Below are 25542 nucleotides of genomic sequence, written 5' to 3' on the forward strand. Positions count from 1 at the left end.
GCCCTACGGGCCGCCCCAGCGGCAGCCCACCACCCACCCGAACCGAATCACCAGCCACTGCCCACGAGCAGCCAACCCCAAAAACCAACAGGCTCCAGGGCAGCGACGTCGGCACCCGGACAGCTTGCGTGCTCCCTGACCCGCCCCGCGCCAGCAGTACGTGTGCTGTCGCCCGCGCTGTCCGCCCGTGCGTGTGCCGTCACCCGCCCCGCGCCGGCAGTTCGTGTGCTCACGCCCCCGGAACCCAGCCGTTGCGAGGCAGGCCCGCCCTGGCCGCCGTCGTGGCCAGGGCCACCAGCACGACAGCGAAGATCACGACGTATCCCCACGATTGGCCGGTGCCCACGCAGAGAGCGATGAGGCCCCCGAAGAACGGCACGCCGACGCCCAGGCCGATCACCGCGCCGCGCCGGGCGTACTTCCGACGTGCCGCCGCGGTGGGCAGCGAAGGACCACCGGATCCGGTACGTCTGCGGCGAGCCCACCCGAGAGCCAGCCACAGCAGCGCCCAGACGACACCCCGCCCTCCGCTGTCGACGACGATCATGGTCAACCCGTCGTCCCGGTCGAGCAGCAGGCCGACCAGGAACCAGATCACGGCCATCACCACGCACACCACGGCGTACGGACCGGGTGGCCCACCGAATCGGTCCAGCTCCCCGTCGACCCGAAGCCGACCCCCGCGCTCGTCCGCCATCACTGCGGGTTTCCCCCGCGAGCCACACGTATTCATCTCGGTCGGTGGCTTCGCGGGGAACGGGTGTCAGCCGCCGACGTGCAGGGTGGCGCCGTTGGCGTCGTACGCGGTGAGGTCGGTCAAGGTGGCCGGCGGCCGTGGCTTGACGGGCCGCCGGCCGGGTCCGACGGGCCGGCCGCCGGGAGGGAGCCGATCGGGCCGCCCGCGTTGACCAGCTGACTGCCGCCGATCAGCAGAGCCGCCACCGTCAGCGCGGACACGCCGCCGACGGCGAGTCTGCGGCGCCGGCGCATCCGGCCCCCGGCGGTCATCACCTGCTGCATGTCCAAGAGGGCGGGCTGGAAATCGGGTGGCGAGTGCATGGTCTCCGTCGCGTACTCCCGCATCGGGCGGCGCCACTGGTGCGCTACCGTTCCGATGTGGACGTCATGGGGATGATCAGCGATGAGCGCCGCCGGATGGCCGATCTGGTCGAGGCCACGGACATGGATTGGTCCTGGGGCAGTGGCCCGCTGATTCGGGGAACCGCCGAAGCGGTGATGCTCGCGTTGACCGGTCGTCGTGCCGCGCTGGCGGATCTGTCCGGAGATGGGGTCGCGGAACTGCGAAGCCGGACAGAAGCCTCAGCCGACAGGGGCCGGACACGGGCGGAATGACCCGCGACTCGCCAGATCAGGCGTTACCCCGGCCGGCGTCCCTGGACAGAAGGCGCCGGGACCGCCTGGTGGCGGTCCCGGCAGCTGTCGGTCAGGGGTTGATCCGGCCGGCGCCCGCGCCGGCGGTGACGAGGGACTTCACGTCGGCCGCGTTGTCCGGCTGGTAGGCGTACGGGATGGGGGCGACGTCCCCGGCGCTCTCCGGGGCGCCGGAGTTGACGAAGACGTTGTTGCGCTGGACCAGGTCGCCCGGGTCCGACTCGGCGTAGCCGACAGCGGTCGGCCGGGTGACGTTCTCGAAGTAGTTGCCCTCGACCAGCACGCCGGCTCCCATCGTGGAGGCGACGCCGTAGTCACTGCCGTTGTAGTAGTTGTTGTAGACGTGCACCGGGTCACCGAACCGGACCCGCGGGTGGCGTTCGCCGGTGTTGTCGAACCAGTTGTGGTGGTACGTCACGCGCAGGTGCCCGACGTCCTGGCTCGCGTTGCCGTCGTCGTGGCCCAGCAGCATGGTCTTGACGTGGTTGCTGGCCCGGTTCCAGGAAACCGTCACGAAGTCCGATCCACGCTTGATGTCCAGGGCGCCGTCGTAGCCGGGCCCGTCGAACGTGTTGTGGTCGAGCCAGACGTTGCGGGACTGCTGCACGTTGATCGCGTCGTCGTCCCAGCCGCGGAAGGTGAGGTTGCGGATGATGACGTTCGTCGCGCTGCTCACGTTGAGGCCGTTGTCGAGCACGGCCGTCGAGCCGACCCCGAGGACGGTCTTGTTGGACCGGACGTCGTTCATCTTGTCCGGCATGGTGACCGAGCCCTGCACCCGGATGATCAGCGGGCTCGACGACTCCAGGGCGTCGGCGAGCGCCTGCCCGTCGGTCACGGTGACGGTCTGACCGCCGGCGCCGCCGGTGGTGCCGCCGTTCTGGGTGGCCCAGCCGACCAGGCCGGGGTCGCCGACCGGCGGCGTGGTGCTGGTGGACGGGGTCGGGCTGGCGCTGCTCGGGCTCGGGCTGACCGAGGTGCTCGGTGACGGGTTGCCGGTGGGACCGCCGGGCAGACCGACCTTCCCGGTTCCGGCGGCCGCGGTGACCGCGGCCTTCACCTGGGCGCACGGCAGCAAGGTGTACGCGTACGGCACGGCCGGGACGCTCCCGCCGGCCTGACCCGCGCCGGAGTTGACGAAGCAGTTGTCCCGGGCCACGAGCCGGCCCGGCCCCGACGAGGCTTCGCCGAGATGGTACGGGTCGTCGACGTTCTCGAAGCTGTTGCCCTCGACGATCACACCGGCGTCCTCGGCGGAGGCGATGCCGTAGTCGCCGGTGTCGTTGTAGTAGTTGTTGTAGACGTGCACCTGGTCGCCGAAGCGGACTCGCGGGTTGCGCTGGCGGGTGGCGTCGAACCAGTTGTGGTGGTAGCTCACCTTGAGCCGGCCGACGTCCTGGGCGGCGTTGTTGTCGTCGTGGCCGAGCAGCATGTTCTTGTCGGTGCCGTCAGCGTGGTTGTAGGAGACGGTGACGTAGGACGAGCCGCGCTTGATGTCGACACCGCCGTCGGACCCGGTGGTCCAGGTGTTGTGGTCGATCCAGATGTGGTGCGAGAACATCTGCACGTTGATCGCGTCGTCGGCCCAGTTCCGGAAGTTCAGATTCCGTACGATGACGTTGTTGACCGCGTTGGCGGGCGGCGCGGTGATCGCGTTGTCGATCGGCAGGCCGATGTTGAGGCCGCCACCGGTGAACCCGGAGCCGGCACCGATCCCGACGATGGTCTTGTCGGAGGTGACGTCGTGCATCGGCCCTGGCAGCGCGATCAGGCCCTGCACTCCGATGATGCGCGGTCCGGCGGCCGCGGCCTCGGCGATGAACTCGGCAGCCGTGTCGACCGTGACGGTGGGTCCCCCCGCGCCGCCGGTGGTGCCGTTCTGACCCCAGGCGTTGACGCCGGCCCAGCCGTCGGCGACGTTCGAGCCCGGGTCGGTGGGCTCACTGCTGCTGGGCGAGGGTGACGCCGATGACGGGGTCGGTGACGACGGGTTGCCGCCGCCGATCGTGTCGGCCCGGACGTCGTCGAAGTCGGCGCTGGCGTTGAAGGTGGCCACGCCGATGCGGCCGGAGCTGAACTGGCTGTCGGTCGCGTCGACCAGGGCGGCGCCGTTGACGTACCCGCGCAGTGAGGTTCCGCTCACGTCGAGCCGCAGCGTGTACGCCGTGCCCACGCTGACGCCGACGGAGGCGGTGTCGAGGGTGGTCGACGAGCCGCCGACCAGCTTCTTGAGCTCGACCGTGTTGTTGCTGCGCAGCGCCAGGTAGTAGTAGCTGGTGTTGTTCTGCGCCCGGGCCAGCAGCGCCACGAACCGGTTGGTGCCGTTGAACGCGGTCGGTTTGACGACGGCCTGGGCGGAGTAGTTCGTCCAGGCGGCGTTGCCGGCCAGAGACCGGGCGTCGGAGCTGGTGCCGGACTGGCGGTAGACGCGGTCGCCGTCGGTGGCGATCGCCCAGCTGCCGCCGGAAGCGGTCCAGCCGGTGGCGTTGCCGTCCTCGAAGTCGTCGGTGAACAGGGTGTCGGCGTAGGCGATCGAGCCCATCCCGAGGATGAGCACGACGACGCCGAGGACGGCGCCGAGAGCGGCGAGCAGGCCCCGGCGGGGGACGCGCCGAGTGGTTGTGGGATGCACTGATCCTCCTGATCAGTAGGGGCGGGTGCGCGCGGATCGGTTCCCGGCCGCAGGCGCCCGGTGACGGCGCGGCGGACGGGAATGCAGGCGCAGATCATTTCCGGGCACGCCGGATCGCTGGCTCTATGTCCAGGTGCGTGCGGAAATTTTTGGCGTGCGTGCGGCAATCTTTGGCGCGCGTGCGGATATCACAAGAACGCGCGAGGAATCGGGCCGAAAACGGTCGGCCGAAGTGATCCGGTGGAGCAACTTACGAGGTCAGAGGTGCGTGGCCGCCGTGGGCCGGCGGTGGCGCGCGGGCCGGGTTTCCGGTTTGCATACGCGCTCCTCAATCAACCGAGATCCAATTCAGCAAACGTTTGCATCAAACTGAATCTAGATAGGGATCATGAAAAGCGTCAATGCTTTTGGTTTGCAGGTAAGTTGCAGGAATAATTCCGTGAACAGATGATCCGGGTGTCCGGCCGGGGGCTCGCGTACGCCACGTCGGGTCGCGTCATCAGCGTCGCCCGCGAGTGCAGCGCCCAGCGAGCTACCCGTCGGCTGCCTTCGGGCGCGGGTCCGGCCCACCTTCGCCGCCCTCTACGGTTTCGAAGTATGTGTCCATTCCGGCGCGCACCGCCGCGAAAGCGCGTTCAGCCGCGCTGATGATCGCGGTGCGTACGGTGTCCGGGTGTTCGCCGAGTGATATGCGGCGCCGGATCTCCGAATGCAGCGCCCGGTCCACCCCCGCGATCACCGCGGCAGTGGCATGCGGAACCAATGAGCCCGTGGCAGTCCTGCTCATCTCACAGAGCTTCTCGGCCAGCGCGGCCTCGGTCAGCTCGGCGAGCAGGCGCGCCCTTGCCTGGAGCGCCGGGCTCTCGTCGACAACTCGCCAGAAAGCGACCACGTCACTGTCGATCCCCAAGGTGGGGTCATTCCGGCTCACCGCGTCCAGGAAGGCGCGATGCACCGCTTCCACAACCGATTCGCCGGGAGCGCAGCCGGCGGCTGCCCGTGCGAGTCGTTGCACCACGTCGGCCTGGCGGTCGAAGAAGAGGTCTTCCTTCGTGGGGAAGTAGTTGAAGACAGTGTTGACCGAGACCCGTGCGGCTCTCGCAACGTCGGACACCGTGACCCGGTCGAAGCCGCTGCTGAGGAAGAGCGACAAGGCGGTGTCCGCGATCGCGGTTCGTGTCGCCTGCTTCTTCTCGTCCCGTAGTCCCACACCGAGATCCTAGCGTCACTCCAAACTTGGTGTCACACCAAGTTTATCGTACGGTGTGGTCATGGCGCTTCTTTTTGGCATCTACCCCGGCGGCCTCAGCGGCGCGGCAGACGGATCAGTCACCGATGGCCCCGCCGAGCGGCCTGGGCGCATCAACGCTGCTCTCGACGCTCTGCACGGTGAGCACCCGTTTCTCGTCCGCGGCTATCTGCACTACAGCGATGCGGCTCCGGGCGTTGTGCAGGCCCCGCCGAACCCCGCCCAGTACGCAACCGGCAGTCGGCGCCTCGACCTGGTGCTCTGCTTCCGGGAACCCGGGAACGACCTCAGCGGCTGGCTGGAATTCATCAGCGCACAGATGCGCCAGCACGCGGCATGCCTCGCCACACTGCAGATCACCGAGGAAGCCAACCACTCCGGCCCCGGTGGGGACGGTGGCTTCCCGTCCGCGAGACGAGCGCTCGTCGAAGGCGTCATCGCCGCGAAACGCGAAGCGATCCGGCTCGGACTGGACGTTCGGATCGGCTGCAACTCCACGGCTGTCTTCGACCCGGCCCAAGAGTTCTGGACCGACCTCGGCCGTCGAGGCGGTGACGAATTCCGGTCCGCCCTCGACTACGCAGGTCTCGACTTCTTCCCCGATGTCTTCCAGCCGATCCCCGCCGAACGTCTTCCCGAGATGGTTCAAGGGGTCATCGAACTCTTCCGCCACCAGAGCCTCGCCGCGGCGGGCATCGGAAGATCAGTGCCGATCCACATCACCGAGCACGGCTGGGGCACCGGCACCGGGCGGCCGTATTCCCGTCAGGCCGAAGTACTCGAAACCGTCGTACGCACCATTGCCGAACACAGCGAAGAACTCAACATCACCACGTACGAGCACTTCGCACTACGAGACGCGAACACCAGCCACGACCATGCCCTTTTCCAACTCGGCATCCTCGACTCCGACTACCAACCGAAACCGGCGGCCAGCACCTACCGAGATCTGATCAGCGAACTGAGCGTCAGGATGTGAGACGTCAATTCGGCACTTCAGCACGTCGGCCGGCACAGAGTGACGGGCTGCTGCTGGTTTCGGTTTTTGCGTTCCGTCCGCCGACACCTCACTACCGGGCGAGCGGGCCGCCGGCGGCTTGTCCATGCCGTCGGGTGCGGACGTGGCCGCATCACGCTGCCGAACGGCTTCCACGCCGTTCAGCTGAGATTCAGCCGGATGTCTTGCGACCGATGAAAGCGGACCATTGCTGATCGCCGTCAGGCTGAACCGTGATGGCCCCGCATGTGGCATTTCACGGTATGCAGGCACCGGCGCCTCCTGCGATTCCTGACACGCGGACCGTGGCAGATCAGTGCGCCTCTGAAACGGCGTCGCCTCAGGTGTCGTAGCAGCCGTCCCAGGGCGGGTCGAAGCCCAAGTCGTCAGGTACGAACTCCGCGTGATCTTGTCCGTCATAGTCCTCGGACTGGTCAACCAGGCCAAAGGTGTGACCGTCGAACTCGACGTGGAACAGCCTGATGGCGATGTCGCTGAAGACACGCCCAGGCAGGGCGTCCAGCCAGTCGGCGAGACGCGCCCGGGCGCGACCGATCGAGGCGCCCTCGTCTTCGCTGGTGTCGGCGCACCAGATCTGCGAACCGGTATGGGCACCGTCCCGGTCGAACCGGTGCAGCACGGCGTACCACCGCTTGTAGCGAGGCCAGGAGTCGGTTGCCCCGGTGCCGTCTTCGAGGGTGGCCGTGACGGAGCCGAAGAACTGTCCACCCTCATACGTGCCAATTGAGCTGGTGCGGTAGTCCGGCTCGTACGCGATGGGAACGTGTTCAGGGATTGCCATGACCGGATGTTAGAGCGGGGGTATGACAAAGACGATCATGGCTCGTCTCCTCCGGCGGTAGGCCCCGGTTATGGGAATCGCTGGGCCGTCAGCATCTCCAGGCGTCGGCTGACCGGCAGTGCTACCACCGATAATGACGGCTCACTGAGAGCTGGCGCGCCCTCAGCAGCAGAAGAGGACGTTCAGTGGAGGGCCCCGGATGCACTCCGTGAGACCAGATGGGAAGGTCGGGTCCATGAAAGGCAGGACTACGGGCTGGGCGTGGACCAAGGTGAGCCCTGTCCATGCCGATGACGTCTGCGACGGCGCTGTCCGCTCTTACACGTACCGTCACTACGGGCCGTCCGATCGCTTCTATGAACGTTGCATCGGGTTGGCCTGGTGTTCGAATTGCCGTGAGCATACGTTCGGAGAAGGTCACTGACTCTTGTCGTACGCCTGCTGGTTGAGTTCCAGGTACCGCTTCATCCCGATCCCGTCGAGACCCCGCACCAGTCGTCCCCCTCGGTGTCGATGTCCTTCGTGCCGGTGATGAAGGCCAGCTGTCCCTGACTGACGTAATTGTCCAGGTTGGCCTTGAGCGTGGACAGCTCGGAGACGGTGGCGGGGTCCGCCCAGACCTTGAAGCCTCGGGGAACACCTGTGCCTTGGCCACGTGCGGCTCGTACTGCTTCGTCGCCTCGAACAGACGCCGCTCGAGGCCGGCCTCGGAGTAGATGTCATCCGGCACCGCCTCGGCGTTGCGCAGGGCGAGGGTGAAGTTGTGTTGGCCGAGCGACGACCACGCGGAGAACCCCACCCCCGGTGGCCGCTCGGCGACACGACCCGCGGCTCGGCTGGACTACCATGGGTGGCACCGCGAAATGCGCTCGTTCCCGTGAGAATCCGGAGCGCACCACCATGAAGTACACCGTCTCGATCGAGATCGCCCTCCCGAGGGAGAGGGTCGCCCAGCTGCTGGCCGACCCGGCGCATCTGCCGAACTGGTTGCGAGGCCTGGTGGTGCACGAGCCGATCAGTGGCACCCACGGGCAGGTCGGCACGACGTCGCGGGTCGTACTGCGGACGGGCAAGCAGGAGATGGAGTGCACCGAGACCATCACCCGCAGGGACCCGGTGGACCTGCACAAGATCCCGAGGGAAGCCGTCGTTCATTTCGAACGCGAGATCGTCGCCGAGGGCATGTGGAGCGCCGCACGCGAGCGGCTGACCGAGACCGGCCCAGACAGGACGCTCTGGGAGAGCGAAAACGAATACCGGTTCAGCGGCGTGCTGATGCGGCTGGTGGGGCTGGTGATGCCGGGCGCTTTCCGCAAGCAGTCGCTACAGCACATGCGGGACTTCAAGGCATTCGCCGAGCAGGGCCATGACGTCCGCGACGCGGCGGGCTGATCCGCGATCGTTCCCCTTCCCCCTGGTAGTGCGGAACTGTCGTAGCCGGCATTTAGGCTGCGCCCGTGAGCATGAACGGCAACTGGCTGCGCGTGTCCCCGGACGAGCTGGAACACGCCAGGACCGACCTCAAATGGGCCCACGAGTTCGCCATCGCGGCAAAGCGCGGCAACTCCGATCGCTGGACCAGCACGGACAAGGCGTGGAACGGTCTCGATTTCCTACTCGACCGGCTCGGCTTCACCGATTCGCTGGTCCTCGGCGCGGAGGACTTCGTCGAACTGCCGGACGCCGAGCCGGACAGCGATGAGATGTTCTACTTCCTGGAGAGCCTCGAAGACGACTGGGGCTACGGGCCACCCACCTACCTGACGCCGATCCAGGTGGCGGTCGCGGCTTCGCAACTGGCTCCGCTCACCGAAGAGGACCTGATTCGTGGCGTCGACCAGTCCGAGCTGAGCCGGGCCGGGATCTACCCCGACACATGGGACAGTCCCGGCAAGCTGCAGTGGGTTGCCCACTATCTGCCGGACGTCAAAAGCTTTTTCGCGGCAGCCGCCGACGATGGCGACGCGGTGATCTGCTGGCTTGACTGAGCAACAGCTCAACGCGCTTGAGCAGCCGCGGATGTGTACGGCGCCTCACGAGCCGGCAGGAGAGCGGAAACGACACCGAGTTCACCTCGCGTGGCCGGTGTCGAGATCATCGGTGCTCGCGAGCTTCTCAACGCGGCTGTTCCGGCGGCGGCCCATAAAGCTGAGTGCGCGGCCACGCGGTCATTCCGCTCCAGCCGAGAAACTCGCCGTTGGATGATAGGTAGAGCGCCTCCCGGGTAAGTTCCCAGAATGAGTGACACACAGGGCCGCTATCGGCAGAACGATCCCGACCGTGCCCAGGGCTTGATAAGTGACGCGCAGGGCGAATTCGTCCAGCAGCATCCCGGGGGCGCATTCGACCCCCACGCTTTCCATTCCGGCCGCCCCGCCGCGCCGCCAGCGGAAGCCGGCGAAGACCATCCGGCGGGCGAGCCGCCGATGACCGGAGAGCGCATGACCGCGCCAGACGGAGAGCTCGCCAAAACCGAGCAGCCCCCGACCCGATACAATCCCCACACCAGGGTGTCGTAGAGCTTCCATCCGAGCCCGACGGCCCTGCCGTAGTCACACACCTGACCCGACCGCTGAAACCTCAGTCCTCCTTGGGAACCCTGTTCGCGGATGCCGATCTGGCCGGCGCCGGTTCGCTTGCCTCCTTACCGCGTGGGGAGGCTTCCAACGTCTTCCACCCGTAGGTGATCAGATCGAAGATTCGCTCGGTCGCGGCGCGGCGATCCGATCGACCGCGGGCGAGAGCAGGGATCTGAAGAATGAACCGGGCCAGTGCGACACACGCGACGTCATCACGCTCGAAGCCGAGTTCGTCAGCGATGGCAGTGCCGAGGCTGTTGGTGTGCCGCGTCCACATTCGCTCCGCGTAGTCGCGCAGTGCCGGAGTGGACTCCACCAGACTGTTGAACTCCAGTGCTCGCGGATGGAGCGCGATCGGCAGGTGGGCGCGCAGAGCATGCTCTCGCAGGGCGTCCAGGACGGACTGCCCCTCGGCTCGCTGCTGTACCGCGGCGATCAGCTGCGTTTCGTTTTCCTGATCTTGGTCGAAGACCAAGGCCTCTTTGCCCGTGAAGTGCTTGAACAGCGTCGTGGTCGACACGTCGGCGGCATCGGCGATGTCGCGAATGCTGACCTGATCGTAGCCCCGCTCCAGGAAAAGACGCAGGGCCGCGTCGGCGATCGCCTGGCGGGTGGCCGCCTTCTTGCGTTCGCGACGGCCGACGGGAATCTGGGTCATGACCTGAGTGTAACCGATAGTGGCATGAGGCAATAAGTTGACTCATTGCACTTTTCAAGTCAGTCTGGTTTCCTGGGTGGGCAAGGCCATCGAGCATCCGAGACACGGGCGTTTCGTGTGGCCGGCCTCGCACGACCACACGACTGTCGCCTCGGCTAGGCCGAGGCGACCGGCCGGGGAAGTACGCAGCCCGGCCCCCGTCTCGCACCAACCAGCGACGTCGCGTACCCGCGAAAGGACCGTCATGACCTCACCCGCACCCAAGCACGCCAGGATCAGCATCATCGGCGCCGGACCCGGTGGGCTTACCTGCGCCCGCATCCTCCAACGGCATGGCATCACCGTGACCGTCCATGAACGAGACGCTGACCGCGACACCCGCAACCAAGGCGGCACCCTCGACCTGCACGCCGACAACGGCCAGATCGCCCTTCGCGAGGCGGGTCTGCTCAACGAATTCTTTCGGCTATCCCGCCCCGAAGGCCAAGAAACCCGCATCCTGAGCACCGACGGCGAGATGCGGGCACACCTGATGCCCGACGAGGGCGAACTCTTCAAACCCGAGATCGATCGGGGCCAATTACGTGATCTGCTGCTCGATTCTCTCGAACCCGGCACCGTACGGTGGGGCCACGGTCTTACCCGACTGGCCGGGCCGGCCACCGGCCCGCGCATGCTGCACTTCACCGACGGTTCGAACATCGAGACTGACCTGGTCATCGGTTCCGACGGCGCGTTTTCCCGAGTTCGCCCCGCTGTCTCCCCTGCCATTCCCGAGTACACCGGTGTCACGTTCACCGAGGCGTGGTTCCATGACGTGCAGAACCGGCACCCGGAGATCTCGACACTGACCGGCGAGGGCAGCGCGACGGGTGCCGACGGCGAGCGTGCCCTCTGGGCCCAGCGCAACAGCGGCAACCACATCCGCGTCTACATCATGCGGAAGGCTCCGGTCGACTGGATCGCCCGAGCGGGACTGCGACGCGACGACACCGCCGGCATCCGCGCTCACCTACTCACCGAATTCGCCGCCTGGGGTCAGCGGATGAAGCAGTTGATCACCGCCAACGACGGCGCCTTCATCGACCGGCCGATCTTCGCTCTTCCAGCCCCACACACGTGGGAACACACCCCCACCGTGACCCTGCTCGGCGACGCCGCCCACCTCATGCCACCGCTCGGCGTCGGCGTCAACCTCGCCATGCTCGACGCCAGCGAACTGGCGCTCGCACTGGCCACCGCCCCCACCGTCGCCGAGGCCATCCACGCCTACGAAGCCACCATGCTCCCCCGCTCCACCGAGACCGCCAAAATGCTCGAAGGCCGCGCCGAGGACCTGCTTTCCGGCGACCTTCCCCCGGAGTTCGCGGACGATGGCCAGCCCTGACCCAGACCCGAACAGTTCCTCTGTAGCTGTCCTCGGGCGTGGCTCACATGGTTGGCGATGCAGCTGATCCCTGCGCCGACCGATGCAAGCAGAACGGCGGACCTCCGCCCTGGCCGGAATTCCTCGCGTCCACATCATCGGACACCGGCGGCGTGCGCAATCGCCAGCCTCGGCGCCACATCGTACGACGCAATCCGCCTCTGATCCCTGCACAACGTACTCGCTGCACGCCCTCATCTGGGACTGTAAGAGCCGTTTTCTTGACAGACCCCGAAACACCGGCCGAAACGGCCTGCAGTTGAGATCGGGCCGACCGGGGTCGCTGCGCCCGTGAGCAACGCTGCCACCCGGCCTCCCGAGTGCAGTATCGGTACATCGCCGGGAAGCTCCTCGTGCCCGGCATCCATGCTCGCCGGACCTGGTCGAGCCGCTGCCGCACAAGTAACGCGCTGATCACGACGAGCAGCATGACGCAATACAACCGTCATCAACTTCGGGTCCATTCCGGGAGTTGCGTGGTATCGTCCGTCACACCTACCAACTGGTAGGTAGGTGCTTCATCTCGTTCCGGTGCTGAGAGGTTATTGCCGTGATCCCCACCCTTCTGCGCTCCTCCGGACTGAGCCGGCCACTCGCTCTCGACAGTCCGCCTGTCTTCTCCTGGCAGGTGAAGACGGATGAGACCGACGTGGTACTGATCGCGGCCGAGGTCCGCGTTCTCGATGCCCGGGGCGCCGAGGTGTGGCGGTCGGGATGGGTCGGTACGCCCTCGATCCCCTCAATCGCGTATGCCGGGCCCGCCCTCACGGCTCGCGCGGCCTACACCTGGTCGGTTCGGGTCCGTGACGGCCGCGCGGTCGAGTCGGACTGGTCGGCCCCTGCATGGTTCGAGACCGGGGTCCTCGGGGAGGGGTTCGAAGGCGCGGCGTGGATCCGGCTCGACGAGCAGACACCGCACGGTGAGGCCGCCCCGGTGCAGTACCTGCGTCACGAGTTCGATGTCACCGAGCCGGTGATCCGGGCACGTGTGTACTCCACCGCGCTGGGCTGGTACCGGCTGCACATCAACGACGTGGACGTGACCGGTCCCGGGCTCTTCCCCGGTTTCACGGCGTTCGACACCCGCGTCGAGTACCAGGTCCACGACGTCGCGGAGGTCCTCGTGGAGGGCCGCAACGCGATCGGCATCGTGCTGTCCGACGGACGCTTCCGGGGCCGGATCGGCGCCATGGGCAGCCCCGCCATGTACGGCGACCGCACGACCGCGATCGCCTTCCTCGAACTGGAGCACGCCGACGGCAGCCGCTCGGTCATCCGGACCGACGGAAGCTGGGTCGGCGGGCACGGCGAGATCGTCGCCGCCGACAACCGGGGCGGCGAGACCATCGATGCGCGCCTGCGCTCGGCGTGGAGCATCGTCGGCGGGACACTGCCGGAACATGTCCCGGTGACCGAGGTCGACGAGAGCCGCACCCTCGTCGGGGCGAGTGCCGAGCCCACCACCCACGCCACAGCGCTGCCGGCCACGGGAACGCACCGCGCCCCCTCCGGGAAGCTGGTTGTCGACTTCGGGCAGAACCTGCACGGCGTGGCGAGAATCGTCGCCCGCGGGCCGCGCGGGGCGGAGATCGTCGTCTCCCACAGCGAGGTGCTGGGAAAGGACGGTGAGGTCGACTGGAAGTACCTCATCGCCGGCATCCAGGCCGACATCGGGATCGGCCCCGACCGATTCATCCTCTCCGGCGAGGAGGACGTGTTCGTGCCGACGTTCGCCACCCAGGGCTTCCGATACATCTCCGTCGAGGCGCCGGACGACGTCGAGTTCCTCGACTTCTCCAGCATCCCGGTACATGCCGAACTCGACTACCACGGCACCTTCGACTGCTCGAACGAGCTCGTCACCCGTTTCCACGACAACGTGGTCTGGAGCATGCGCGGCAACTTCCTCGACGTGCCGACCGACTGCCCGACACGCGAACGCAGCGGCTGGACGGGAGACGCGCAAGTGTTCGCGCCGACCGCGCTGCTGCTCGCGCAGACCGGCCGCTACTTCACGAACTGGCTCGTCGACATGCGCGCTCAGCAGCACGCTGACGGCACCATCACCGACATCGTCCCGCTCGATTCCCCGAACTGGAGGGAAGGAGCGGAACCCACCGAGAAGGAGAAGGAGTTCGGTTTCACGATGCCGCCGAGCGGCTCGGCCGGCTGGGGCGACGCGATCGTGCTCATCCCCTGGGAGGTCTACCAGGCGACGGGGACGAGGGACGTGCTCGTCGACAACTACCCGACCATGGTCCGCTGGATCGAGCGGTACGCGCTCATGGCCGAGAGCACCGGGGACAGCGGGCTGCCCCACGGCCGCTACCTCGTCGACTCCGGCTACCACTGGGGCGAATGGCTCGAGCCGGAAGGAGAGGGCGACGGCGTCAAACCGATGATGGAACTGATGGCCGACCTCTTCGCCCGGCCGCGCTCCTGGGTGGCGACCGCCTACTTCGAGCACTCGAGCCGCATCCTGTCGCAGATCGCCGCACTCCTCGGCGAAAACGACGACTCCCGTCGATTCTCCCAGTACGCGGAGGGCGCGCGAGCCGCGTGGCAGGAGGCATACATGACCAACCCGGCGTTGCTTGAGCCCGACGCTCAGGCGACGTACGTGCGCGCCCTCGAGTTCGGACTCGTGCCCGAGGAACGACGTCAGGCGACCGTCGACCGGCTCGTCGAGCGCATCCGCGACCGTGACACGCACCTCGGCACCGGATTCCTCAGCACCGCCTTCTTGCTGCGACAGCTCTCCCGCAACGGCAGAACCGATGTCGCGCTCGACCTGCTGCTGCAGCAGACCCCGCCGTCATGGCTCGGACAGGTGGTACGCGGAGCGACGACCACGTGGGAGACGTGGACCGGTCACGATGCCGACGGCAACCCGCTGATGTCGCACAACCATTACTCGCTGGGTGGTTCCGTACGCTGGCTCTACGAGGATCTCGCCGGCTTGCGCCCGGCCGCGCCGGGATGGCGCCGGATCCTTGTCGATCCGCTGCTCACCCCACGGATCCCGGCAGTCGCGGCCAGCACCGGCACACCCTTCGGCGACGCAGCCGTGAAGTGGACGCTCGACAGCGACCAGGCCGTCGTCGTCGTCACGGTGCCTGCCGGCACCGAGGCGACGGTAGTGCTACGTGGCGCGGACGCGGCGACGACCGCCATAGGCGACGCCACCGTCGCCGAGAGCGGCCGCGCCCATCGCCACGAATCCGGTGCGTTGCTCGTCGAGGTGGGATCCGGTCGGCACCAGTTCACCTGGAGCACTGCCGCCTGACCGCCGAACGCCGCTGCTGCGCCGGGCCCACCACAGCCGGCCCGGCGCAGGCGGCCTGGCGCAGCAACGAAACCTCAGCAGCATGCCTGACGAGCGACGGCATGGCCGCTCGCAACCGAAAAAGCTGACGTAGTGCTTCTCCGTGCAATGGTGTGCGCGAAAGGGTATCGATGACGTCCATTCCTCCTCCTACGGAATCCGCCCACCTCGCGACCCCTGTTCGGACGGAGACGCAGGAACCGCTTCGGATTCGTGGGCCTCTGCGCAAGCTCATGCTCTGGCTCGTACCAGGGAATCTGCCGGTATTCCTCACGTTCGGCATCGCCGGGTCGGTACTGATGCCGGTGCAGGTGTCCGCCCTCGACCCCGACAACAAGGTCGCCAGCCTGGCGCTGGTCACCGCGGTCGCCGGGTTCTTCTCGATGGTCACGCAACCGCTCGTCGGCATGCTCAGCGACCGGACGCGGACCCGCTTCGGCGCACGCGCTCCCTGGATCGTCGCCGGAGCACTCATGAGCGGCCTCTCGCTGATCGGCATGGCGATGACGAACGGCATCACCCAGATCCTGATCGCCTGGAGCTGCGTGGGGATCGCTCAGAGCGTCATCGCTGCCCCCGTGAACGCGATCCTTCCCGACCGGGTACCGGCGGCAGCTCGTGGCCGCTTCGCCGCGGTCGTCGGATTGACGTCCGTGTTCGGTGCCATCGGCGGACAGGCGGCGGGCTCCGCACTCGCCGCGGACGTCGGCCGCGGCTACTTGCTCCTCGCCGGCATCGTGATCGTCTTTGCCGTGCTCTTCGTGGTGTTCAACCCGGACCACAGCAACGCGACGGAGCCGCGACCACCTCTGCGTCTTGGCACGGTATTGCGAAGCTTCTGGGTCAACCCGAGGCGGTATCCGGATTTCGCCTGGGCGTTCGCCGGACGGCTCTGCTTCTTCACCGGCTACGGCGCGGTTCTCGGCTTCAATCTCTTCCTCCTGCAGGACTACATCGGCCTCGGCGACCGGGCAGTCGGCTACGTCGCCGTGCTCGGTAGCGCCATGCTGCTCGGCCTACTGCCGGCCACCGCCGTCGCCGGTCCCCTCTCCGACAGGATCGGCCGGCGCAAGCCCTTCATCTTCGTGGCCTCACTGCTTGTCGCCGCCGGCTTCGCGATCCCCTGGACCTTCCCCACACTCGCGGGAATGATCACCGCGCAGGTGATCATCGGTATCGGCGTCGGCGCCTGGCACTCCGTTGATCAGGCCCTCGTCACCGAGGTGCTGCCGAGCCAGGCCACCTACGGCAGCGACCTCGGCATCATCAACATCGCCACGGCCCTGCCCGGCACCATCGCTCCCGCCCTCGGCGGTGCCATCGTGACCCTTGCCGGCTACGCGGGCCTGTTCCCATTCGCCATCGGGACCGTGCTGCTCAGCTCGGTGGCCATCTTCTTCATCAAGTCCGTCCGGTGACGAACACGAAACGCACACCGACGAGACCGTACGAACCGACCATCCACGCAAGCGGCACGGTCCGAGACGCCGCCCAAGAAAACTCGAGGAACGCACCATGAGGACTCAGCCAGAGGTCGAAACCGCAACAGGCGCCATTCGAGGCAACTGGCGCGACGTCGGGGACACCGCCTTCGCCGAGTTCCTGGGCGTTCCCTACGCCGAGCCTCCCGTGGGTCCCCTCCGCTTCGCCGCCCCCGTACCCACTCGCCCTTGGAAGGGCACGCGAAACGCCACCACCTACGGGCCGACCGCCATGCAGCACCAGGAGAAGACGACCGGAGGCGTTCCGCAACCGACCGTGCCCGGCGACGCGACACTTTCACTCAACGTGTTCACCCCGGACACCAATGCCGACACAGCATTACCGGTGGTCGTCTTCATCCACGGAAACGACTTCGTCACGGGCACGCCACTGAGCCCGTGGAACGACGGACGAGGACTCGCCCGCAGCGGAATTGTCCTCGTCACGGTCAGCTACCGGCTCGGGTTCGAAGGCTTCGGCCTGGTACCCGGCGCGCCACTCAACCGCGGCGCACTCGACTGGCTGCTCGCGCTGGAATGGGTGCAGGAAAACATCCGCCTCTTCGGCGGTGACCCGCACCGGGTGACCGTCACCGGGCACTCGGCGGGAGCCACCGCGGTCCTCGAACTCCTCGCCATGCCCCGCGCGCAGGCACTGTTCCACCGTGCGTTCGCAGCGTCACCACGGCGCCTTCACGTCTCGCTCGAATCGGCCGAGAAAACCGCGATCAAGGTCGCACGTCTCGCGCACGTTCCGTTCACCCGAGAAGGACTCACCTGCATCTCGCGGGCAACCATGTCGACGCTCGAGACGAAGATCCTCGGCGGCACCATCGGCACCGTCCGGTCGATGCTGGCGGGCGGGCATTTCGGGCCTGTCGTCGATGGGGAACTCATCACGAGGCCCGCCATCCAGGCGATCGCTGCAGGCGTCGGAGCAGACAAGCCCCTGATCATCGGGTCACTGGATGATGAGTTCACCTCGATGCTCGCCGACATACCCCGAGCGCTGTCCGCGGTGCCCGCCGATGTCCTCCTGCGCCTGGCCGGCGTTCCCTCAGAGATCCGGAGCGCGTACCTGGCGGCACGCCCGGACCCGCGGGAACGGTCGACGGAGACCCTCGAACGCTTGGCCACCGACCGCATCGTCCGATCGACGGTCCTCGCAACAGCCGAAGCACGCGGGTCGGCACCGACCTGGCTCTACCGGTTCGCCTGGGGCTCCCGCGTGCACACCGTCGACGGCAGGCCGGCAGCACTGCACAACCTCGACATACCCTTCCTCTTCGATGTCCTCGACGATCCGACGGTCGCCACCTTCGCGGGACCATCGGCGCCGCAGTCGGTCGCCGACGAATTCCACGGCACTCTTGTCGACCTCGCCACGAGCGGCGCCGCCAACTGGCCGTGCTGGAGCGGCGCCCGGATCGCCCACGTCTTCGACGACCATCCGCACGACGAAGCCGACTCCTACCACGAGGTCGACGCCCTCCTGCCGACGTACCGCATCGAGTGGACACGTGAGCCGGCAGCCGCCCGCCCCACTGGCGCCGCGGTACGCGCAGCAGCCGCACCAGTGCGCCGCCGGACGCGCCCGAGCCTGGCTTCGACCATCTTCACACCACTGATCGCTGCACTAGCCCGGAAGGCCGGCGACACCTCCGGTGACCTGCCTCGCGCACGGAGAGTCGGCGACAAGGCCGCAGCGATCGTGGACCCGCCCACCCGACGAGTCCACATGACGCAGACCGAATTGGGCGGCGTGCCCGTCTACCGGTTCTCCTCCGGGCCCACCACACGGGGCGTGGTGCTGTTCCTGCACGGCGGTGCCTACGTCGTCGGCTCCGCCCTAGCCGCCCGAGGCCGGACAGCGCGCATCTGCCTCGACGGAGGACCGGATGTGGTCAGCGTCCAGTACCGGCTCGCTCCCGAACACCCCTACCCAGCAGCACTGGAGGACGCGCTCGCGGTGTACCGAGAGCTGATCGCCCTGCACGGCCCGCAACGGGTGCTCGTGTCGGGTGAATCGGCCGGCGGAGGCCTGGCGATCGCCCTGCTGCAACGGGTTCAGCACGAGGGCCTGCCCCAGCCGGCGGCACTGCTCACCCAGTTCCCGTGGACCGATCTCACAGTGAGCGGCGCCAGCGCTACGGAGAACAGGGAACGCGACGTACTCAACCACGCCGACATCGTTACGTTCGCCTCCCTCTACGCCGGCGATCATGAGCTGCGCGAACCAGGCATCTCGCCCCTCTACGGGTCGTTCGAGGGATTCCCGACGACCTACATCCTTGTCGGCACACGCGACCTCGTGCGTGACGACTCACGTCGGGTCGCGGAAAAGATGCGAGCCGAAGGGGTGGACGTACAACTCGACGAGTGGGAGGGAGGCTCGCACGGGTTCACCGGCATGCCGTTCCCGGAAGGCCGGGAAGCGCAGGCAAGGATGAACGCGTTCATCCTTGCCAACCTCCCGGACCGATCCGAGACGGTGCCAGAGCACCTCGAGGATTCACCGAGCGTTCCAGCACATGGCCACCGAGGCGACCAACGGCACGGGACTCCGACCACCCAGCACCCTCCGCGGTGAACTGACGAGACGAGCTCTAGGCTTAGAAAGTGCCCACCGATCGCTCACCGACCCAAGACCGCATCCTCGATGCGGCGGAAGCCGTCTTCGCTTCGAAGGGGTATCGCGGAGGTGCACTCAACGATGTAGCGCTCGCCGCGGGCTACACACGTGCGGGACTCCTCCACCACTTTCCCAGCAAGGAAGCACTCCTCCTCGCCATCCTGGAACGACGAGACGAACGGCTACATGCCCTCGAGTCCATCGCCCCGGACGAGTCCATCGGCGACGTTCTATCAGCCGTCCCCCGTGCGTTCGAGCGGTACCCGGAACTGCGGATGTTCATCCAACTCGGCCACATTGTGTCTGCCGAGGCGTCCTCGCCCGACCACCCCGCCCACGACTGGAGCGTCGCCCGCGAACGGCAGCTGCGAGAAGACCTCGCCAAGGCCGTGGACAGAGCCAAGGAGCGAGGGGAATTGGCGGCGGACATCGACTCCCAAGCACTCGCAGCACTCGTCCTCGGAGCCTTCGAAGGCCTGGAAGCACAATGGCTCCTGGACGACCAGGTGGACATCGCCAGCGGGATGCAGATCCTGCAGCGGCTACTCGGCTCTGCGGCCCGCGTCTAGCGGCAACCGCGCCCAGAGTGCAAGGACGGTCGTGTGGCCACTACCTGGACCCGATTGGTGGCTATGTAGCGAGAGACGCCGTGGCGGGGCGGGCCGAGAGGGCCTGTCTGCGGTGGGTGACATCACGATCTTGGAGGATCTTCATGCAGGGTCAGCAGGGTCTGGAAAGCCTCTCAGCTGTTCCGGCCCAAGGTCACGGTGCGGGATCCGGGTGTGAAGTCGCCGAAGGACTGTTGCCAGGACTCACCGGGCCAGTAGTACGTCACACGGCCGTCGACGGGCCGGTAGTGGGCTGTGTAGAGCGTTCTTGACCCCTGCTCGTCGACGGATTGGTATAGCGGCGGCTTCAGCATCGCCGCCACGTCGTCCGCACCCGCAGCGCGAATGGCGCGCAGCCGCTCCTGCGTCCGCAGGGCACGCTCCTGCTCGTCGGTCACCGGCAGGTGCTGGTGGTTGGCGGCGCAGGCATCCGGCGCCACCGTCGGTGACATATCCGGGCCCACGAACATCGTCACCGCCTTGGCGGGATCGACAAGGGTGAGGTTCTGGGGGACGGCGACAGGAAGGGACCGCAGCCTGCCGACCGCCTCATCGACGGTGTCGCACGTCTCCAGCAGGTAGCGCACCACGACGAGAATGGCGAAGCCGCGTCCGTAGGCGGAACGTCCGCCCCAGGTGAGCGAGACCGCGAGACCGGCGTCGTTCATCCCGTCCAGCAAGCCCCACAGCATGTCCTGCATTCCGATCACGGGGCGCAGGAAGCAGGAGGAGACGATGGTCCCCTCGCACTGATCGGGCCGTAGGTCATAGTTGCGCAGCAGAGTGCCGTTCTGGCCGATCTGGGTGCAGGCCTGGGTGAACGGCCGCAGTGCTGCGTGGGTGAGGAAGGCTTCCGCCCCGGGCCTGTCTAGTTGGCCGGCCAGGCGGTCCAGAACCGGGATCAGTTCCGGCATGTGCGTACGGAACAGCGCCCGAACACGGTCCGCGCCCTGCGGAGTCCGGCCCTCCTCGGTCAGCAGGCCCTCCATCTCCTGCCACAGGGTCCGCACGTAGGCGGCCCACCGCCCGTCGCCGCCGTCGCCGACCTCGATCGACTGGAAGGTCTTGTGCTCTTGCCGCACGGCTGCCACTCCCTCTGTGAGAATCGCCGAGGTGAGGCAACCTAGCTAATTGCGGGGTGAATCACCAGGTGGCCGCCATCGGCGACGGCCAGGCGCTGGATCTGGTTGAAGCCGCTGAATGCGAGCGTGGCCGATACCAAGCCGGTGACAATGTCCCGCGTTGGAGGAGCCGGGAGTCAAGTAGGCGAGCGGCGGGCCCAATTGTCAATCGGTGTCGCTCGGTGACATGTGATCTGGCTGCGACGGTCTCGTCGCGCTCGGCCAAGAAGCCGTTCTCGAGTTTGGCCCCGGAGCGGACCAGGGCGACGAGGTGGGGGCCGTTGACCGCGCGCCAGCGGGACTGGGCGGCCTCGATGAGTTTGAACGCCATGGCCAGGCCTGCGACCTTGGAGCCAGGGCCTTTGGTGACCTTGGTCCGGTGCCGGACGGTGGCGAAGGTCGATTCGATCGGGTTGGTGGTGCGCAGGTGCACCAGTGTTCGGCGGGGAAGTCGTAGAACGTGAGCAGCTCGTCGAGGTCGTCGGTGCGCCGGACGAGGTCAGCACCTGCCGCGGCACGGCATGACCGTTACGCACGACCAGACGCCGGCCGTCGACGTCGAGCTCGCCGGTATGCGCCGCGATGTACGCGGCGACCTCGTTCCTCCAACGCCGCGGCGAGCATCCGCCGGGCGCCGTCACGCATGATCTCGCCGATCAACGACCCGCCAGTCATCGTGGCCGCTGGCGTCGGCTCCTCGGGGGTGACCACGGTGAGCACAGGCGTACCTTCCCGACCCGCGTTGGCGCGCCGGCCTTGCTTGATCCCTTGATCGGATTCCTTGGGAAGGTATGCCTCCCAAGGCCCCTCCACAGGTTTCAAGCATTGCTCCTCCCACTGCGGCAGAACAATGAACGCCGTATGGGTTCCAAGATTGCTCATCCTGTTTCGAGATTCTCGCAGACCACGGATGAGTCGCGATCATGACCGGAGCTCATGTGAGGTATTAGTGATTTCTGTTGGCCGGTTTCCGGTGGGGCGGCGACAATGGGTTCATGGCGCAGCTCTCTTTATTCCCCGTGAGGCATCTGCGGGATCCTGCTGCGCGTCGCAATTATTCTCCGGAGGGGGAAAGGTTCCGGCGTGAGCACAAGCGGCATCGCGCGTGGGGCCTTGTGCAGCGGCACGCTCGGCGGCTGCGTCAGTTGCGTGATCAGATGGAGGCTGCGGCTGCCGCTGAGCCGCCACCACGAGCCCCGGCGTTGCCGCCCACCCCGGTGTCGTGCGAACCGCCGCCGCCGTCCACAGCCGGTGCTTCGTCCCGTGCTCCGGCTTTGTCCCGTGCTCCGGCTTCGTCCCGTACTTCGGCTTCGTCCCTTGCTCCGGCTTCGTCCGTGGCCTGCGCATCGTCGGCAGGTGGGGCTTCGGCCGTGGCTGGCGCTCTCTCCAGAGGTCAGGTGCAGTCTCCGACCGTGCCAGCGACCGCGCATCAAACGTCGGCTGCCGAGGCGCCGGCTGCCGAGGCGGAAACGCTGACCACGGATCAGGCAACGGCGCTCAAGCGCTCACGCCGGGTGCCGGCACCAACGGTTCAAGATCTCCGGCACAAAATGATCGGCCGGTTTCCCGAAATCATGGAGGGGATGCTGTTAACGCGCGATAAGCGCCAGAAATGGAATGATCCGAAGAATGGCAGAGGCCCGCCGTGCAGCGGACCCGACAAATGACACCGGAGCCAGCCACGATCTCCGAAACACCGACGGCGTAAGCCTTCGCGGGAATAACGCACTCTCATCAAGCAGTTGAGCGCGTTCGTAGGATGGCGCGTCGGCGACCGATGCAACTCTCGGTTGCTCAGAGCTCGACCGCCCCCTCTCCTTGGGGCCGCGAACTGGGCCGGAGAGCACCGAGCAGTCGAAGCCGCGGTCGGCCAGCTCCCGGCCGAGGGCGTACTTCCCGTCGATGCGGGCTCGTACGGTGTCTGCGGCCTGCCTGTCCGCCGAGCCTTCGGCGAACTGCAACACCGACACCAAGGCCAACCGGGCGGGTGGGAGACAGCGCCGGTTTGCCGCGCGAGGGGAAAGCGTCGCGGAACATGTCGTCGGTGAGGATCGGCTCCCGAACATGATCAGGAGGGATCATGCCGGGGCGAGGGTCTACTCCGGAGTTCGCCAACAGGGTCCCGGTGAGGCCAGGGGCTGTCTGACGTCGCGCTGCGGGCGCGGCCCAGCCTGACGACTCGGCCGCGCCCGCGATTGCCGCCGCTGGGTCAGTGCGTGCGCGGGTCGGTGTCGCTGCTGCGGCTGCCGGCCTTGGCCAGGCCCCGGCTGATCATGTAACCGATGGTCAGCAGGGTGACGTACCACCACGCCTTGTCGGCGGCGAAGTAGTCAGCGCCGTTGTTGGCGGACCCGTCACCGACGGTGTACGAGGCGATCAGTACACCGATGACCGCGAGCACGTAGACGATCAGCTCAGTGGTCTTGAACGAGGGCTTGGTTTCCTCACCACGGAAACGGGCGCCTTTGACGGTGACGGTCTCGTTGTGGGTACTCGTAGCCATGATTGTCTCCTGGGGGGTCATCCTCAAGGCCGTCCGATGACGACGAAGAGTGACTACCCGGCCGTAAAAGCGACAATCGGCACTCATACAGCTTGTATCCAGACTGTTATCAGGAAGAGGCACACGTGGTAACGACGGCTCAGGCGCGCGCGGGCAGCCGCAGGCAGGCCATCCCACCGTCCACAGCGAGTGACATGCCCGTGGTGGCGCCCGACGTCGGCGACGCCAGATAGGCGATCACGCCCGCCACCTCGGCGGCGGTCACCAAGCGGCCGGTGGGCTGCCGCGGCGACGCGGCGATGCGGCCGCACCGGAACCAAGCCGCGACCGGCACCTCAGCGCCTTCGCGGACTGACCGGCGGCTTTCACGGAGTGGCCGGCGGCTTTCACGGACTGACCAGCGGCTTTCACGGACTGACCAGCGGCTTTCACGGACTGACCGGCGGCTCAGCGCAGCGGCGGCAGGCGGTCGAGCCACGGTGACGGTTCGACGCCGTTCTCGGTGAGCACTGTCGCGCCGCCGGCCAGGCCCGGTCCCCCCGGGCCGAAGGACGAGGGCGCGGACGCCGCCGTGGTGTGCGACGAGGTGACAGCGGGCGGACCGCTGGGCGGGACGGCCACGCCCAGCTCGTACAGAAGGGAACCGGTTGTCGTGGCCCGGGCGACCGGGGCGGAGGAACGGTCCTCCCAGGGCGCGCCGACCAGTAGCTCGGGGACGCCGTCACCGGTCCGGTCCAGGAACGCGAGGGCGTAGCCGAAACCCTCGCCCGGCTTGGCCGTTCCGCCCACGGCCGGCGTGTCCTCGGTGACGGTCACGGTGGGACGGGCGGTGAGCCCGGACGGGTCGCCGGTGTAGAGCGTGACGCTGCCCTTGCCGTTGGCGCCGCGCAGGGCGCCGACCGCCAGTTCGTCGCGGCCGTCCCGGTTGACGTCGCCGGCGGCGAGGGCTCCTCCCCAGTACGCGTCGGTGTACGGGAAGTCGCTGCCGAGAACGGTGAGAGGACGCCTGCCCACGCCCGCGGAGCCGCCCGGCGCGATCACGACGGCACCCGACCGGGGCGCCGCCCCACGCTGCTGGTCGGCGAAGAGGGCGAGGTCGGCGTAGGCCGAGCCGTGGAACCGTCCGGCGACCACGATGCGCAGGTGGCCGGTGGTGCCGGTGGCGCCGACATCGACGATCGACGGTGCGGCGGCGTCGACACCGGTGACCGAACCGGCGAGGACGACGGCCGCGCCCCAGGCGCCCGCGGTGTCCGGCCGGTATTCCCCCGAGGCGAGGACGGCGAGGTCGTCGTGGGCGTCACCGCGGAGGTTCGCCACGGCGAGCGAGGCGCCGAAGTGGTCGAAGGGCTCGGCGGCGCCGGCCACCGTGCCGTCGAACGTCCGGGCCTGGGCTGCCGTGAGCCCGGTGGGACCGCCGTACAGGACGGTCACCCGGCCCGCCTCGAACGCGCCGCCGATGGCCTCACCGGGCGCGCCGACAGCGAGGTCGGCGTAACCGTCGCCGTTGAGGTAACCGGTGGCGAGGGCGGCGCCGAAGAGATCGCCGATCGCGTTCTCGCCGGGCACGCCTGCGGTGGTCTGACCGATCCAGGTCAGCCCACCCCGGCCGGCGCCGACATAGGGCGCCGCGCTCTGACCGTACTGGACGGTGACCGCCCCGGTGTCGGGGATGCCGCCCAGCTCCTCGTGCGGGTTGCCCACGGCGACGTCGGCCTTGCCGTCGCCGTCGAAGTCACCGGTGGCCACCGACTGCCCGAAGGTGTCGTCCTTCTTCGCCGTCCCGCCGATCGTCGGCACGGCGTCCTGATTGAGCAGGGCAGGCGCGAGCCGGGACCCGATCGGCCCGCCCGGCAGGAGGTAGACCGAACCGCCGAGGTCCGCGGCGCCCCGGGCCCTGTCGCCCCAGGCGGTCAGCCGGCCGGACGAGGCGGCGACCAGATCCGGTACGCCGTCGCCGTTCACGTCCGTGGCGCGCAGCCGCTCCACGGCGGCCGCCTCGACCTGAGCCGGGGTCACCAGAGTGGCGGCGGCCAGCGACACCAGCATGGCGACGACGCGCCGTCTCCGGTGCCCTGACGTCCCCCGGCCCCACCCCGCCACGATGCCCCCTTCGCTCAGTTCGCCGCGCAGCATA

At 67.7% G+C, this 25542-nt stretch carries 21 protein-coding genes and 2 pseudogenes; 11 read left to right on the forward strand and 12 right to left on the reverse strand.

Annotation, left to right across the window (positions count from 1 at the left end; translation table 11 throughout):
* Positions 1–229: 229 nt before the first annotated feature.
* Together AB0F72_RS13390 and AB0F72_RS13395 are read right to left on the reverse strand one after the other, a co-directional pair.
* Positions 230–697, reverse strand: a complete 468-nt coding sequence (locus tag AB0F72_RS13390) for a hypothetical protein (protein WP_360429946.1) — start codon at positions 695–697, stop codon at positions 230–232.
* 119 nt (positions 698–816) lie between these two features.
* Positions 817–1083, reverse strand: coding sequence for a hypothetical protein (locus AB0F72_RS13395; protein ID WP_360429948.1), 267 nt, complete (start codon positions 1081–1083; stop codon positions 817–819).
* A gap of 33 nt (positions 1084–1116) precedes the next feature.
* Here AB0F72_RS13395 and AB0F72_RS13400 point away from each other — a divergent pair, with 33 nt between their 5' ends.
* The gene (locus tag AB0F72_RS13400; RefSeq protein WP_360429950.1) at positions 1117–1353 is read left to right on the forward strand and encodes a hypothetical protein; all 237 of its coding nucleotides are present in this window, start codon (positions 1117–1119) and stop codon (positions 1351–1353) included.
* Positions 1354–1444: 91 nt separating this feature from the next.
* On the opposite strand, the gene AB0F72_RS13405 is transcribed toward AB0F72_RS13400, so the two are convergent.
* On the reverse strand, positions 1445–4024 hold the full coding sequence (locus tag AB0F72_RS13405; protein ID WP_360429952.1) for a right-handed parallel beta-helix repeat-containing protein: 2580 nt from the start codon (positions 4022–4024) through the stop codon (positions 1445–1447).
* 532 nt (positions 4025–4556) lie between these two features.
* Positions 4557–5234 (reverse strand): TetR family transcriptional regulator, encoded by a 678-nt coding sequence (locus AB0F72_RS13410; protein WP_360429954.1) that lies wholly within the window; start codon positions 5232–5234, stop codon positions 4557–4559.
* A 61-nt stretch (positions 5235–5295) separates the two neighbouring features.
* Here AB0F72_RS13410 and AB0F72_RS13415 point away from each other — a divergent pair, with 61 nt between their 5' ends.
* Positions 5296–6252 (forward strand): hypothetical protein, encoded by a 957-nt coding sequence (locus AB0F72_RS13415; protein WP_360429956.1) that lies wholly within the window; start codon positions 5296–5298, stop codon positions 6250–6252.
* Between the two features lie 358 nt (positions 6253–6610).
* On the opposite strand, the gene AB0F72_RS13420 is transcribed toward AB0F72_RS13415, so the two are convergent.
* Positions 6611–7072 (reverse strand): hypothetical protein, encoded by a 462-nt coding sequence (locus AB0F72_RS13420; protein WP_360429958.1) that lies wholly within the window; start codon positions 7070–7072, stop codon positions 6611–6613.
* A gap of 900 nt (positions 7073–7972) precedes the next feature.
* Here AB0F72_RS13420 and AB0F72_RS13425 point away from each other — a divergent pair.
* The 3 genes from AB0F72_RS13425 (at position 7973) to AB0F72_RS13435 (ending at position 9591) form a co-directional block, all read left to right on the forward strand.
* Positions 7973–8464 (forward strand): SRPBCC family protein, encoded by a 492-nt coding sequence (locus AB0F72_RS13425; RefSeq protein ID WP_360430339.1) that lies wholly within the window; start codon positions 7973–7975, stop codon positions 8462–8464.
* Between the two features lie 71 nt (positions 8465–8535).
* Positions 8536–9060, forward strand: coding sequence for a DUF1877 family protein (locus AB0F72_RS13430; protein ID WP_360430341.1), 525 nt, complete (start codon positions 8536–8538; stop codon positions 9058–9060).
* A 249-nt stretch (positions 9061–9309) separates the two neighbouring features.
* A complete protein-coding gene (locus tag AB0F72_RS13435; protein ID WP_360429960.1) occupies positions 9310–9591 on the forward strand; it encodes a hypothetical protein in 282 nt (93 codons plus the stop codon).
* Between the two features lie 61 nt (positions 9592–9652).
* On the opposite strand, the gene AB0F72_RS13440 is transcribed toward AB0F72_RS13435, so the two are convergent.
* Entirely contained in the window at positions 9653–10309 is a 657-nt protein-coding gene (locus tag AB0F72_RS13440; RefSeq protein WP_360429962.1) for a helix-turn-helix domain-containing protein, read from the reverse strand.
* 244 nt (positions 10310–10553) lie between these two features.
* On the opposite strand from AB0F72_RS13440, the gene AB0F72_RS13445 reads away from it, so the two are divergent.
* The 5 genes from AB0F72_RS13445 to AB0F72_RS13465 all read left to right on the forward strand — a co-directional run bounded on the left by AB0F72_RS13445 (position 10554) and on the right by AB0F72_RS13465 (position 19742).
* Positions 10554–11696, forward strand: coding sequence for an NAD(P)/FAD-dependent oxidoreductase (locus AB0F72_RS13445; protein ID WP_360429964.1), 1143 nt, complete (start codon positions 10554–10556; stop codon positions 11694–11696).
* Between the two features lie 589 nt (positions 11697–12285).
* Entirely contained in the window at positions 12286–15021 is a 2736-nt protein-coding gene (locus AB0F72_RS13450; RefSeq protein ID WP_360429966.1) for a family 78 glycoside hydrolase catalytic domain, read from the forward strand.
* A gap of 272 nt (positions 15022–15293) precedes the next feature.
* Complete coding sequence (locus AB0F72_RS13455) at positions 15294–16478, forward strand: MFS transporter (RefSeq protein WP_360429968.1); 1185 nt, start codon at positions 15294–15296, stop codon at positions 16476–16478.
* 97 nt (positions 16479–16575) lie between these two features.
* Positions 16576–19131, forward strand: a complete 2556-nt coding sequence (locus tag AB0F72_RS13460) for an alpha/beta hydrolase (RefSeq protein WP_360429970.1) — start codon at positions 16576–16578, stop codon at positions 19129–19131.
* A gap of 29 nt (positions 19132–19160) precedes the next feature.
* Positions 19161–19742, forward strand: coding sequence for a TetR/AcrR family transcriptional regulator (locus tag AB0F72_RS13465; protein WP_360429972.1), 582 nt, complete (start codon positions 19161–19163; stop codon positions 19740–19742).
* A gap of 173 nt (positions 19743–19915) precedes the next feature.
* On the opposite strand, the gene AB0F72_RS13470 is transcribed toward AB0F72_RS13465, so the two are convergent.
* Positions 19916–20872: a C45 family peptidase gene (locus AB0F72_RS13470; RefSeq protein WP_360429974.1), complete on the reverse strand. Its 957-nt coding sequence runs from the start codon at positions 20870–20872 to the stop codon at positions 19916–19918.
* Positions 20873–21146: 274 nt separating this feature from the next.
* Positions 21147–21385 (reverse strand): annotated as a pseudogene (locus AB0F72_RS13475) (transposase); the annotation flags it as partial.
* 929 nt (positions 21386–22314) lie between these two features.
* Between AB0F72_RS13475 and AB0F72_RS13480 the strand changes: the two are divergent.
* Complete coding sequence (locus AB0F72_RS13480; RefSeq protein WP_360430355.1) at positions 22315–22569, forward strand: hypothetical protein; 255 nt, start codon at positions 22315–22317, stop codon at positions 22567–22569.
* 171 nt (positions 22570–22740) lie between these two features.
* Here the strand turns inward: AB0F72_RS13480 and AB0F72_RS13485 are convergent.
* The 4 genes and pseudogenes from AB0F72_RS13485 to AB0F72_RS13500 form a co-directional block, all read right to left on the reverse strand.
* Positions 22741–22936 (reverse strand): annotated as a pseudogene (locus AB0F72_RS13485) (transposase); the annotation flags it as partial.
* A gap of 175 nt (positions 22937–23111) precedes the next feature.
* Positions 23112–23405 (reverse strand): hypothetical protein, encoded by a 294-nt coding sequence (locus AB0F72_RS13490; RefSeq protein ID WP_360429976.1) that lies wholly within the window; start codon positions 23403–23405, stop codon positions 23112–23114.
* A 139-nt stretch (positions 23406–23544) separates the two neighbouring features.
* On the reverse strand, positions 23545–23739 hold the full coding sequence (locus AB0F72_RS13495; protein WP_360429978.1) for an SDR family oxidoreductase: 195 nt from the start codon (positions 23737–23739) through the stop codon (positions 23545–23547).
* Positions 23740–23852: 113 nt separating this feature from the next.
* Positions 23853–25454 carry an FG-GAP-like repeat-containing protein gene (locus AB0F72_RS13500; RefSeq protein ID WP_360429980.1) on the reverse strand — a complete coding sequence of 534 codons (1602 nt, stop codon included), beginning with the start codon at positions 25452–25454 and terminating at the stop codon, positions 23853–23855.
* Positions 25455–25542: the final 88 nt, after the last annotated feature.

It is taken from the genome of Actinoplanes sp. NPDC023936, assembly GCF_040639325.1.
GTDB lineage: Bacteria > Actinomycetota > Actinomycetes > Mycobacteriales > Micromonosporaceae > Actinoplanes.